Here is a 12,511-nt window from a genome sequence, read left to right on the forward strand (position 1 = left end):
AACAAAATTAACAGAATAATAGAGATTAGAGCCCTTTTTTTGTTTTTTTTATGTTAAAATGACATTGTAAATGACTATTATACAACATTTAAGTTCAGGAATATCCTAAATATAATTTTGAGCTTCTTATTTTTGCAGCATGATAGAAGACAAAAACCAACAGCGAACATCATTAAGTGATATTGGAGAATTTGGCTTAATAGATCAATTAACCAAAAATTTTAAGATTAGTCAAAAATCATCTGTAAAAGGAATTGGAGATGATGCAGCCATTTTAAATTTTGACCAAAAGCAAGTTGTTGTATCAACAGATTTATTGGTTGAAGGCGTGCATTTCGATTTGAGCTATATGCCCTTAAAACATTTAGGTTATAAAGCTATCATGGTCAATTTATCTGATATCTATGCTATGAATGCCATGGCCACACAAGTAACGGTGTCTATTGCAGTATCAAATAGGTTCCCATTAGAAGCTCTAGAGGAATTATATGCAGGAGTTGAAACTGCATCTCAAATTTATAATGTTGACGTTGTTGGGGGTGATACGACTTCTTCAACATCGGGATTGATTATTTCGGTTACGGCTATTGGAGAGGTTGAAAAGGGAGATGAAGTATTAAGAAGTGGTGCTAAACCAAACGATTTATTAGTTGTAACTGGAGATTTAGGTGCTGCTTACATGGGACTTCAAATTTTGGAACGAGAAAAAGAGGTTTTTAAAGTTAACCCCAATAATCAACCTGATTTAGAACCTTATACTTATATTGTTGAAAGGCAGTTAAAACCGGAATCAAGAAAAGATATTGTGATGTTGTTGAAAGATTTAGAGGTTAAGCCTACATCTATGATTGATATTAGTGATGGTTTGTCATCCGAGATTTTGCATATCTGTAAACAAAGTGGTGTTGGGTGTGATGTGTACGAAAATAAAATTCCATTGGACCCACAAGTTATTTCCACATGCGAAGAATTTAATATTGATAGTACTACGGTAGCACTGAATGGTGGTGAAGATTATGAATTATTGTTTACAATTTCACAAGATGATTATCCTAAAATAAAGGCAAATCCTAATTTTAGCATTATCGGGCATATTAAAGAACCAAGTGCAGGCATCCATCTGGTTACTCGCGCTGACACAAGAATTCCTATGAAAGCTCAAGGATGGAAGAGTTTTGAAGATTAAGCAGGAATTCTTAAATCTGAATTTAAGAATTGTCTGTTTTGTAATCGCATTAATCTTCTGGTGTACATTTGCTCTAAAATAGAATTGATCTCACGATATTTAGGAGTTAAGATCGTTAAATTTCCATTACCGTTCGTAGTCAGTTCTTTTTTGCAATGAGAACAGGTGTACTCTTTAACATGACCGGTAACTTTTCTTGATACTTCAAAATCATGACCAAAAACGGAACAGTACAATCTCGGCAATAAGGCTGGTTTTATGGTAGCTGTTTTCATAAGTATTTGATTTGGAGGAATAAAGCTAGCAAAAAAAACAAAAATATCGACAAAAGTTATATTAATTCGATGAAATGCACAATATTTTGTAAGAAAAGTTTTTCATTTTCAATATAACTCATGTGTCCACCATCAAATTCTATGTATTGAGAATCCGTTGTTTCAGCTTCCTTTCTAATAATATCTGGCTGTATTACAGTGTCTTTGAGACCGATGATAAATAATTTTTTGAATTGGGCATTTTTTAGAACATGTTCCCTGTTTTTTCTGATTTTCATGCCCTCCAAAGCGGCAATAATACCTTGGAGCGGTGTTTTTAAGGCTTCTTGCTTAACTATCTCAATGTCACTCTTAAGCTTTTCACGGTTATTTTCGGCAAATAAGTTGGTAACGGCCATGCTTACAAATGCTTTATAATTTTGTTTGACTGCTTTAATAGCACGATCTCTATTAATTTTCCGTTCGTTACTATCAGATTGCGAAGTTGAATTTGCCAGGCATAATCCTAAAAATTTTTCCGGGAATTTTTCTGCCATAGCCAAGGCAACGTAACCACCCATGGAATGCCCAATTAGGATGGCTTTTTCAATTTTCAAGTTATCTAATACGGTATTAACAACTTCAGCCATATCTTCCATTGTATGGATATAACCCAAACAACCTGTTTGTCCATGACCTAAAAGATCTATAGCAACTACGCGATTATTTTTAGATAGGTGTGGTATAATGTTTTTCCACATAACAGTATTTTCCAAAAAACCATGTAATAAAACTACAGGTATTCCATTACCTTCATCCGAGTAAAAAACCGATATTCCTTTGTAATCTAAAATCATAAATAAACTATCTTGTGCAAAGATAATTTATGAAATGAATAATAAGAAAACCATTTTCATTATTGGATTTGCCCTTTTCGCTAGTTTTTTTGGAGCAGGAAATTTGATTCTGCCACCACAATTGGGTTTTAATTCTGGACCAGATTGGTGGTTGGTTGCTGTAGGTTTTGTGATTTCGGCGACAATCATTCCCTTGTTAGCACTTTTAGGTCATGCCAAATTACAGGGCACCATGATGGATTTTGGAAATAAGGTCTCACCTGTTTTTAGTTTGATTTTCTGTTTATGTGTTTACACAATAGCTATTACACTTCCAATACCTAGAACCGCAGCAGTAACTCATGAAATGGCCATTGAACCATTTTTTAACACAAGTTCGTTGCTGACCAGTAGCTTGTATTTTGGAATTGCTTTTGTGTTTGTTATGAAACGCGATAGTATATTGAGTATTCTTGGAAAGTTTTTAACACCATTAATTGTTCTCATTCTTTTAACGATTATTGTCATTGGGATTTTTACAGCACCAGGTCATATGAATCCATCTGTATTGGAGTCTTCAGCTTTAGTGGCAGGTCTATTGGAAGGTTATCAAACCTATGATGCTTTGGGTGGAATCTTAATTGGTGGAGTCATTATTATTTCATTAAATATTGAAGGCGGCATTTCTTTTGAAGATAAAAAAGCTATCATAATTAAATCTGGATTGGTAGCTGCAGCAGGATTATTTATTATTTACACAGGCATGATAGCGGTTGGTGCTTTACATAATTCAGAATTTGATTCATCAATTTCAAGGTCTGAATTGCTGTCAGGGTTAAGCTTAAAAACCTTGGGTCATGTTGGAAATATGCTTTTAAGTGTTTTGATAGCTTTAGCTTGTTTTACTACAGCAGTGAGTGTTATCGTGGGTACTGCCGACTTTTTTAGTGGGTTATTCAAGAATTTCAAAAAAGCATATTTAATAACCGCGTTAGTTTCATGCTTGTTAGGTGTTTTTGTAGGACAAATGGATGTTAGTTATATCATTGATGTTGCGTTACCAGTTTTAATGTTTATTTATCCATTGACCATAGTACTGATTCTGCTAAACCTCTTTCCAGAACGGTATATTGGTAAAACGGTTTTTAGAGCGGTTGTTTTGGTAACCATCCTTTTCAGTATTCCAGATTTTTTAGGATTTTTAATTGAGTCAGTATCGCTTAATAAAATAAAAAGTCTAATTCCATTGGCTAATGAAAATCTAGGTTGGGTTTTACCGGCAATACTGACGTTTGTTTTGGTAAATACCATAAAAAAACCTCATTTAAGTAAGATAAATGAGGTTTAAATTATAGATGGATTCATTTTAAGAATTCATAATGTCTTCAATTTCATCGGCTTCAATAGGAATACTGCCCATTAAATTGAATGGTTCGCCATTTTCTTGAATAACGACATCATCTTCTAATCGAATGCCAAAACCTTCATCTGGAATATAAATACCAGGTTCAACAGTAAAAACCATATTGGCTTGCATAGGTTCCGTTAGAATACCGTAATCATGAGTGTCCAAACCAATGTGATGACTCGTCCCGTGCATAAAGTATTTTTTATAGGCAGGCCAATCGGGATTTTCGTTTTGAACATCGGCTTTATCCAATAAGCCCAATCCTAATAATTCAGAGGTCATTAATTTACCAACTTCAACATGGTAATCGGCCCAAAGTGTGCCAGGAACCAACATTTTAGTCGCCTCATTTTTGACACGATTTACAGCATTGTAAACAGCTTTTTGTCTTTCAGAATACTTTCCTGAAACAGGAATTGTACGAGTTAAATCGCTAGAATAATTAGCATATTCGGCACCAACATCTAATAATATTAATTCACCAGCTTGACATTGTTGATTGTTTTGTATGTAATGAAGCACATTTGCATTATTTCCTGAAGCTACAATGGGCGTATAAGCGAATCCCTTTGAACGATTTCTTAAAAATTCATGCATGAGTTCAGCTTCAATTTCATATTCCCAAATACCGGGTTTTATGAAGTTTAGTAATCTGCGTATACCCTTTTCAGTAATGTTGCAGGCTTTTTGCATCAAGTCAATTTCAATTGGGTCTTTTACAGATCGTAATCGTTGCAAAATAGGATTGCTTTTTGCAACCTGATGCGCAGGATAACGTTCTTTGAGCCATTTTGTAAAACGGTCTTCGCGAGTTTCTGTTTCAACATTTGCACGATAATGTTCATTGGTATTAATATAAACCGTATCACATTGTGTCATGAGTTCAAACATGATTTTTTCCATGTCTTTGAGCCAATACACGGTTTTAATGCCACTAGTCTTCAATGCTGCCTCTTTAGTCAGTTTTTCACCTTCCCAAACAGCTATATGATCGTTAGTTTCTTTTAAAAATAAAATTTCACGATGGTTAGCTTTAGGACAATCAGGAAATATGACCAAGACACTTTCTTCTTGATCAACACCACTTAAATAAAAGATATCACGATGTTGTTGAAAGGGCATCGTACTATCGGCACTAATGGGATAAATATCGTTGGAATTAAACACTGCCAGACTGTTGGATTTCATTTTGGAGGCAAAGTTCTTTCGGTTTTTTATGAATAACTGACTATCTATAGGTTGATACTTCATTTTATATGAATTTTATTTCTCAAAGCTACGTATTTCAAGAGTGTTTAGAAAGATATCAATCTACTTTTGTTAAACTTTAACAACAAATTTTGATGCTGTTGCTGTAATGGTTATTTTTCAAAATAAATTCTAACCAACAATCCATGAAATCTAGATTTCTTTTCAGTCTATTTATCTTAATGTCTTTTTCCGTTTTTAGTCAACAGCCGGCAACTTCAGCCGATTTGGTTGAAAATGCTCTTTTGAAAAAACAAGAGAACCAAAACAATTCTTTGGTTAAAAATATCCCTTTTAAAAATGTCGGTCCAACGGTCATGAGTGGTCGTGTGGTCGATATTGATGTGAACCCCAATGACCCAACAGAGTTTTATGTGGGTTATGCTTCTGGAGGTGTATGGCACACTACGAATAATGGGTCATCCTTTACGCCAATTTTAGATTCTTCCAACACTCAAAATGTGGGTGACATTGCTGTTGATTGGAACAATCGAACCATTTGGGTTGGAACAGGAGAAAACAATTCATCACGTTCCAGCTATGCAGGCATAGGTATTTTAAAATCGGTTGACAATGGCAAGTCTTGGGAAAATATGGGTTTAAAGGATTCGCATCATATTGGACGCATTTTAATCAATCCCAAGAATCCGGATGAGGTCGTTGTTGGTGCTACCGGTCACTTGTACTCTCCAAATGATGAACGAGGCATTTTTAAAACTGTTGATGGAGGAAAAACTTGGAATAGAACCTTGTTTGTAAATTCAGAAACAGGCATTATTGATGTGCAACAAGTACCGGATAATTTTAATACGCTATTTGCGGCAGCTTGGACACGAGATAGAAAAGCCTGGAATTTTACAGGAAATGGAAATGGATCTGCAATTTATAAAAGTACCGATGCTGGCAATACATGGCAAAAAATATCAACTGAAAAAAGTGGTTTTCCTGTTGGTGAAGGTGTGGGTAGAATAGGATTAGCAGTTTTTGACGAAAATATAGTTTATGCTCTACATGACAACCAGTTTAATAGACCAAAAGACGATTCAAAAGAGGAATCACGCGGACTGAAAAAAGAGGATTTTAAAACCATGAGCGTTGATGCTTTTTTAAAATTGGAGGATAAAAAGCTCAACAATTTTTTAAAGACCAATAACTTTCAAGAAAAGTATCGTGCCGAAAATGTCAAACAAATGGTTCGAAGTGGTAATGTCAAACCCATGGATTTGGCAACCTATTTAGAGGATGCTAATGCGATGTTGTTTGATACACCGGTCATAGGTGCGGAAGTGTATAAAAGCACCGATGGTGGTAAAACATGGACCAAGACCCATGACAATTATTTGGATGGTGTGTATTTTAGCTATGGCTATTATTTTGGTGAAATTAGAGTAGATGCAAAAAATGCCGATGCCATTTATGTTTTGGGAGTTCCTATTATAAAATCCAAAGATAGCGGAAAAACATTTACATCTATTAGTGCTGAAAATGTGCATGCGGATCATCAAGCCCTTTGGGTAAACCCAAACCGGTCAGGTCATTTAATTGATGGTAATGATGGCGGTTTAAATATGAGTTATGACGATGGTGAGAATTGGGAAAAGCTCAATGTTAATTCTGTTGGGCAGTTTTACGCGATTAATGTTGATAATCAAAAACCGTATCATATTTATGGAGGCTTACAGGATAACGGTGTGTGGGTAGGCTCTCACCGAGCTTCAATAGATAAAAGTTGGCAACAAAGTGGCGAAAACCCTTGGAAAAGTATCATGGGTGGTGACGGTATGCAAATTCAAATCGATAGCAGAAACCACAATATAGTTTACACAGGCTATCAATTCGGTAATTACTTTCGTATTAACCGTGAAACAGATGAACAAACTTATATTCAACCTAAGCATGAATTAGGTGAAAGCCCATACCGATTCAATTGGCAAACACCCATTTTATTGTCAACTCACAATCAGGATATATTGTATCTAGGAGGTAATAAATTAATGCGCTCTATGAATCAAGGAACAGACTGGCAAGCCATAAGCCCAGATTTGACAACAGGAGGAAAAAAAGGAAATGTAGCCTATGGCAGCTTAACAAGCATTAGTGAATCTCCTTTTCAGTTTGGATTAATTTATGTTGGTAGTGATGATGGCTATGTTCATATTACCAAAAATGGTGGCGGAAGTTGGGCTAAAATTTCAGACACCTTTCCAAAAGATTTATGGGTTAGTCGTGTGATAGCTTCGCATCATAAAAAGGAGCGTGTATTTGTAACTTTGAATGGCTACCGTTGGGATGATTTCAAAACCTATATTTATGTTTCTGAAGATTACGGACAGACATGGAAAAGTATCGCTTCTAATATCCCTCCATCGCCTGTGAATGTAATAAAAGAAGATCCGAAAAACGAAAATGTTCTATATGTGGGTACAGATAATGGAGCTTATGTATCGTTCAATAAAGGAGAATCTTGGGAAGCTTTCTCAAACGGATTACCTAGTGTTGCTGTTCATGATATGGTCATTCACCCAGCAGCTAACGACCTGATATTAGGAACTCACGGAAGAAGCATTTATTCAGCTAATATTGAGCCTTTGCAGGGTGGAATGATCACTGAATCCATAAAAATATATAAGATTGATGAGGTCAGACATTCGTCTCGTTGGGGCAGTTCCTGGAGTCAATTTTTTGACCCTTTTGAACCATCGGTAGAGATCAAATTATTTGTTGACAAAACTGGGAGTCAAACAATTAAAGTCCTATCAGAACGTGGCCTTGAGTTAAATCAAATTCAAGCGAATTTGGATAAAGGCTTTAATTATTTGGAATATGATTTGACGATTTCCGAAAAAGGAAGAAAAGCTTTGATGAAAGAAAACAAAGAACTGGATATTCCAAAGGCCCAAAATGATAAATATTATTTACCAAAAGGTAGTTACACAATTGAACTGAATGGTGAAAAAGCAACACTGGAAGTAAAATAATTGAGCAGATTTCTCAAACCGTCACCATGTCTGTTTAAAATCATTCTAAATATGTAATTTAAGTTGAAGGCTTTTGTCTAGATATGATTTGTGGCGTATCTTTGTTGGGATAAAAATAAACTTCAACAATGAGCGGAATTTTGAATTCTTCGATTGGAAGAAAATTTGCCATGGCACTTTCGGCATTCTTCCTAATGATTTTTTTATTGCAACATTTTGTTATCAACTCTTTATCAGTCATTAATCCTGATTCTTTCAATGAGGTTTCCCATTTTATGGGGACTAATTGGTTGATACAATATATCATGCAACCAGTATTGATTTTTGGTGTTATTTTCCATTTTATAATGGGATTCATACTAGAAATTAGAAACAAGAAAGCTAGAAATATTAGTTATGCCAAAAATAATGGTGGCGCTAACTCAACTTGGATGAGCCGAAACATGATCTACAGCGGATTATTCATTCTAATATTTCTGGTGATTCACTTTATTGATTTTTGGATTCCAGAGATTAATACCAAGTATATTCAAGGTGATATGTCTGGGCTATTAGCTGACGGAGAAGGTTACAGATATTATGAAGAATTGACTCATAAATTTGTACCTATCTGGCGTGTAGCATTTTACTGCCTAGGGTTTGTGTTTTTGGCACTTCATCTATTACATGGATTTATGTCGGCTTTCCAATCGGTTGGAGCTAACAATAAATATACTCAAGGTTTAAAAGGTTTTGGAAAAGCGTATGCAATAATCATCCCTTTAGGGTTCATCTTTATTGCGTTGTTCCATCATTTTAATCACTAAAAATTCATCTAAATATGGCTTTAGATTCTAAAATACCAAAAGGACCACTTGCTGATAAGTGGACTAATCATAAAAACAATATTAATCTGGTAAACCCAGCCAACAAGCGTCTTATAGATGTTATTGTTGTTGGTACAGGTTTAGCAGGAGGCTCTGCAGCGGCTACATTAGCTGAATTAGGCTATAACGTAAAAGCTTTTTGCTTCCAAGATTCACCGCGACGTGCACACTCCATTGCAGCACAAGGTGGAATTAATGCTGCCAAAAATTATCAAGGTGATGGTGATTCAACCTATCGTTTATTTTACGACACCGTAAAAGGCGGTGACTACCGTTCAAGAGAAGCTAACGTGTATCGCTTGGCAGAAGTTTCAGCCAATATCATTGATCAATGTGTGGCTCAAGGTGTTCCTTTCGCTCGCGAGTATGGTGGATTGTTAGATAACCGCTCATTTGGTGGTGTATTAGTGTCGCGTACGTTTTATGCGGCTGGGCAAACAGGTCAGCAATTATTATTAGGAGCTTATTCTGCTTTGAATCGTCAAATTGGTCGTGGAAAGGTAAAAATGTATAACCGTCACGAAATGTTAGACGTGGTCGTTGTCGATGGTAAAGCCCGCGGAATCATTGCCAGAAATCTAGTAACAGGTGAAATTGAAAGACATTCAGCTCATGCTGTGGTTTTGGGAACTGGAGGATATGGCAACGTATTCTTTTTGTCAACCAATGCCATGGGAAGTAATGTAACCGCTGCTTGGAAAGCCCATAAACGCGGTGCTTATTTTGCTAATCCATGTTACACCCAAATTCATCCAACCTGTATTCCGGTTTCAGGTGACCATCAATCCAAATTAACTTTGATGTCTGAATCATTACGTAATGATGGTCGTATTTGGGTGCCAAAACACATAAAAGATGTTGAAGCTATTCGTGCAGGTAAATTAAAACCAACAGATTTAGCTGAAGAAGATAGAGATTATTATTTAGAGCGTCGTTATCCAGCCTTTGGTAACTTGGTGCCTCGTGACGTGGCATCACGTGCAGCCAAAGAACGTTGTGATGCTGGTTATGGTGTGAATGCCACAGGTGAAGCTGTGTATTTAGATTTTGCTTCGGCTATTAAACGTTATGGAAAGGAGCAGGCACACATTAAGGGACTAGATGAAAATGATGCAGCTTTAGTAAAACAGTTAGGTCAAGACGTTGTTCGTACCAAGTATGGAAATTTATTCCAGATGTATGAAAAAATTGTTGACCAAAATCCATACGAAACACCTATGATGATTTATCCAGCCGTTCATTATACCATGGGTGGTATTTGGGTAGATTACAACTTACAAACCACAGTACCTGGACTATATTGTATTGGTGAAGCCAACTTCTCCGATCATGGTGCAAACCGATTAGGGGCTTCAGCACTGATGCAAGGTTTAGCCGATGGTTATTTTGTGTTGCCTTACACAATTGGTGATTATTTAGCACATGATATTCGTACAGGACCAATTTCTACAGACTCAAAAGAATTTGATGAAGCCGAGAAAAGTGTCCGTGAGAATATCGAGCATCTCATCAACAATAATGGAACGCATTCTGTTGACCATTTCCACAAGAAACTTGGAAAGATTATGTGGAACAAATGTGGTATGGCTAGAAATGAACAAGGCTTAAAAGAAGCTATTACTGAAATAGCCGAATTGCGTGCAGAATTCTGGAAAGACGTAAAAGTTCCAGGCACCAATGACGAGTTTAATGAGGAATTGGCCAAAGCTTTACGTGTGGCTGACTTCTTGGAATTAGGCGAATTGTTTGCTAAAGATGCCTTGTTAAGAGAAGAATCGGCAGGTGGTCATTTCAGGGAAGAATACCAAACTGAAGAAGGTGAAGCCAAGCGAAGAAAGGAATTCCAATATGTGGCTGCTTGGGAATATAAAGGTGAACCAAAAGATGCGGTATTGCACAAGGAAGATTTGGTTTACGAAAACATAGAAGTAAAAGAAAGAAGTTATAAATAAAAGGAGAGCTATGAATTTAACGTTGAAAATTTGGCGTCAAAAAAACGCTAATGATAAAGGTAAAATGGTCGATTATCCTATTAGTGATATATCACCAGATATGTCTTTCCTTGAAATGTTAGACGTATTAAACGAACAACTGATTAATAAAGGTGAAGAGCCTGTAGCATTTGATCACGATTGCCGTGAAGGTATTTGTGGTATGTGTTCATTATACATCAATGGTGAAGCCCATGGTCCAGATAGAGGTGTTACAACCTGTCAATTGCACATGCGCATGTTTAACGATGGTGATACCATTTATATTGAACCATTTAGAGCAGCTGCATTTCCTGTAATTAAGGATTTAGTAGTAGATAGAAGTGCTTTTGATCGTATTCAACATGCTGGTGGGTTTATTTCTGTAAATACTTCTGGAAATACCATTGATGCCAACGCCATTCCAGTGAATAAACATGATGCTGATGATGCCTTTGCTGCTGCAACCTGTATTGGCTGTGGAGCCTGTGTAGCAAGTTGTAAAAACTCCAGTGCGATGTTATTTGTAGGAGCTAAAGTATCGCAATTTGCGTTGTTACCACAAGGTCAAGTAGAGGCTACAGATCGTGTATTGAACATGGTTAAACAAATGGATGAAGAAGGTTTTGGTAACTGTACCAATACTGGAGCTTGCGAGGTGGAATGTCCAAAAGGTATTTCATTAGAAAACATCGCGCGTATGAATCGCGAATATTTAAAGGCAAGCTTAAAAGGGTAAAACTTTAACAAATTAATAGATAAAAATCCCAAGATTTATCTTGGGATTTTTTGTTTCTTTACTTTAGTAATATACTTTAAATGAATAACTGGATTACCTTATTTCTGGTGCTGATTTTAGGCAGTGCGACTGGTTGTAATGCGCAAAAAAAAGAATTATACACTACAACTCCAATAACCTTTCTATTTAATACAGATTCTTTATTGCATCATGTTAAAATATTGTCTTCGGATACTTTTGAAGGACGACGTACAGGAACTATGGGTGCTTTAAAAGCAAAGGACTATATTGTTTCGGAGCTTCAAAAACGAAAGGTTGAACCGTTGGTTGCTAATTATGAACAGGCATTCTCATTTTCATCACGTCAAAAAGACTACCAAGGCATCAATATTTTAGGTCTAATTGAAGGAACAGATTTTAAAGACAATTATATTGTCATCAGTGCACACTATGATCATGAAGGTATAAAAAATGGTCAGATTTATAATGGTGCCGATGATGACGCATCAGGTGTTAGTGCGCTGCTCGCTTTTGCTGAATATTTTCAAAAACATCCCCCAAAACACTCGGTAATTTTAGCCTTTTTTGATGCCGAAGAATTAGGGCTTCAGGGGTCACGTTACTATGTGGATAATACGATAGTACCAATTGGAAACATTAAGTTGAACTTGAATTTGGATATGGTGAGTAGAAATGACCAGAATGAATTATATATCACTGGTGCCCGAGATAATGAAGCTATTCAAAATGCCATTCAAAACCAGAATGCTTCAAATGATTTTGAGTTTCTAATGGGTCATGATGGAAAAGATGGGAAACAAAATTGGACCTATTCATCAGATCATGGATCTTTTTTCAGAAAAGGTATTCCATTTCTTTATTTTGGAGTTGAAGACCATAAAGATTATCACACACCAACCGATGATTACGAGAATATCCACCCTGAATTTTATAAATTAGCGGTTCAAAGCATCATCTCACTTTTTGTTGAAATAGACTCATTGGAGCTCTAGCTATAAAACACAT

General features: G+C 36.1%; 10 protein-coding genes. 7 read left to right on the forward strand and 3 right to left on the reverse strand.

Annotated features, from left to right (window positions below):
- Nucleotides 1-139 precede the first annotated feature (139 nt).
- Nucleotides 140-1,186, forward strand: a complete 1,047-nt coding sequence (thiL, locus tag C1T31_RS02355; RefSeq protein ID WP_103050848.1) for a thiamine-phosphate kinase — start codon at nt 140-142, stop codon at nt 1,184-1,186.
- On the opposite strand, the gene C1T31_RS02360 is transcribed toward thiL, so the two are convergent.
- Together C1T31_RS02360 and C1T31_RS02365 are read right to left on the reverse strand one after the other, a co-directional pair.
- The gene (locus C1T31_RS02360) at nt 1,183-1,461 is read right to left on the reverse strand and encodes a hypothetical protein (RefSeq protein ID WP_103050849.1); all 279 of its coding nucleotides are present in this window, start codon (nt 1,459-1,461) and stop codon (nt 1,183-1,185) included. The genes thiL and C1T31_RS02360 overlap by 4 nt on opposite strands.
- A gap of 56 nt (nt 1,462-1,517) precedes the next feature.
- Nucleotides 1,518-2,297, reverse strand: a complete 780-nt coding sequence (locus C1T31_RS02365; RefSeq protein ID WP_103050850.1) for an alpha/beta fold hydrolase — start codon at nt 2,295-2,297, stop codon at nt 1,518-1,520.
- A gap of 34 nt (nt 2,298-2,331) precedes the next feature.
- Between C1T31_RS02365 and brnQ the strand changes: the two genes are divergently transcribed.
- Nucleotides 2,332-3,624, forward strand: a complete 1,293-nt coding sequence (brnQ, locus tag C1T31_RS02370; RefSeq protein WP_103050851.1) for a branched-chain amino acid transport system II carrier protein — start codon at nt 2,332-2,334, stop codon at nt 3,622-3,624.
- Nucleotides 3,625-3,642: 18 nt separating this feature from the next.
- On the opposite strand, the gene C1T31_RS02375 is transcribed toward brnQ, so the two are convergent.
- Nucleotides 3,643-4,935 (reverse strand): aminopeptidase P family protein, encoded by a 1,293-nt coding sequence (locus C1T31_RS02375; protein ID WP_103050852.1) that lies wholly within the window; start codon nt 4,933-4,935, stop codon nt 3,643-3,645.
- A gap of 143 nt (nt 4,936-5,078) precedes the next feature.
- Between C1T31_RS02375 and C1T31_RS02380 the strand changes: the two genes are divergently transcribed.
- The 5 genes from C1T31_RS02380 to C1T31_RS02400 all read left to right on the forward strand — a co-directional run bounded on the left by C1T31_RS02380 (nt 5,079) and on the right by C1T31_RS02400 (nt 12,498).
- On the forward strand, nt 5,079-7,910 hold the full coding sequence (locus C1T31_RS02380; RefSeq protein WP_103050853.1) for a WD40/YVTN/BNR-like repeat-containing protein: 2,832 nt from the start codon (nt 5,079-5,081) through the stop codon (nt 7,908-7,910).
- 128 nt (nt 7,911-8,038) lie between these two features.
- Nucleotides 8,039-8,716: a succinate dehydrogenase cytochrome b subunit gene (locus tag C1T31_RS02385; RefSeq protein ID WP_103050854.1), complete on the forward strand. Its 678-nt coding sequence runs from the start codon at nt 8,039-8,041 to the stop codon at nt 8,714-8,716.
- 14 nt (nt 8,717-8,730) lie between these two features.
- The gene (locus tag C1T31_RS02390) at nt 8,731-10,728 is read left to right on the forward strand and encodes a fumarate reductase/succinate dehydrogenase flavoprotein subunit (protein WP_103050855.1); all 1,998 of its coding nucleotides are present in this window, start codon (nt 8,731-8,733) and stop codon (nt 10,726-10,728) included.
- A 10-nt stretch (nt 10,729-10,738) separates the two neighbouring features.
- The gene (locus C1T31_RS02395) at nt 10,739-11,485 is read left to right on the forward strand and encodes a succinate dehydrogenase/fumarate reductase iron-sulfur subunit (protein ID WP_103050856.1); all 747 of its coding nucleotides are present in this window, start codon (nt 10,739-10,741) and stop codon (nt 11,483-11,485) included.
- A gap of 80 nt (nt 11,486-11,565) precedes the next feature.
- Complete coding sequence (locus tag C1T31_RS02400) at nt 11,566-12,498, forward strand: M28 family peptidase (protein ID WP_103050857.1); 933 nt, start codon at nt 11,566-11,568, stop codon at nt 12,496-12,498.
- Nucleotides 12,499-12,511 lie beyond the last annotated feature (13 nt).

It is taken from the genome of Hanstruepera neustonica (assembly GCF_002895005.1).
Taxonomy (GTDB): domain Bacteria; phylum Bacteroidota; class Bacteroidia; order Flavobacteriales; family Flavobacteriaceae; genus Hanstruepera; species Hanstruepera neustonica.

Coding starts and splice junctions, on each gene's coding strand:
- thiL (WP_103050848.1), top strand. CDS start 140: ATGATAGAAGACAAAAACCAACAGCGAACATCATTAAGTGATATTGGA.
- C1T31_RS02360 (WP_103050849.1), bottom strand. CDS start 1,461: ATGAAAACAGCTACCATAAAACCAGCCTTATTGCCGAGATTGTACTGT.
- C1T31_RS02365 (WP_103050850.1), bottom strand. CDS start 2,297: ATGATTTTAGATTACAAAGGAATATCGGTTTTTTACTCGGATGAAGGT.
- brnQ (WP_103050851.1), top strand. CDS start 2,332: ATGAATAATAAGAAAACCATTTTCATTATTGGATTTGCCCTTTTCGCT.
- C1T31_RS02375 (WP_103050852.1), bottom strand. CDS start 4,935: ATGAAGTATCAACCTATAGATAGTCAGTTATTCATAAAAAACCGAAAG.
- C1T31_RS02380 (WP_103050853.1), top strand. CDS start 5,079: ATGAAATCTAGATTTCTTTTCAGTCTATTTATCTTAATGTCTTTTTCC.
- C1T31_RS02385 (WP_103050854.1), top strand. CDS start 8,039: ATGAGCGGAATTTTGAATTCTTCGATTGGAAGAAAATTTGCCATGGCA.
- C1T31_RS02390 (WP_103050855.1), top strand. CDS start 8,731: ATGGCTTTAGATTCTAAAATACCAAAAGGACCACTTGCTGATAAGTGG.
- C1T31_RS02395 (WP_103050856.1), top strand. CDS start 10,739: ATGAATTTAACGTTGAAAATTTGGCGTCAAAAAAACGCTAATGATAAA.
- C1T31_RS02400 (WP_103050857.1), top strand. CDS start 11,566: ATGAATAACTGGATTACCTTATTTCTGGTGCTGATTTTAGGCAGTGCG.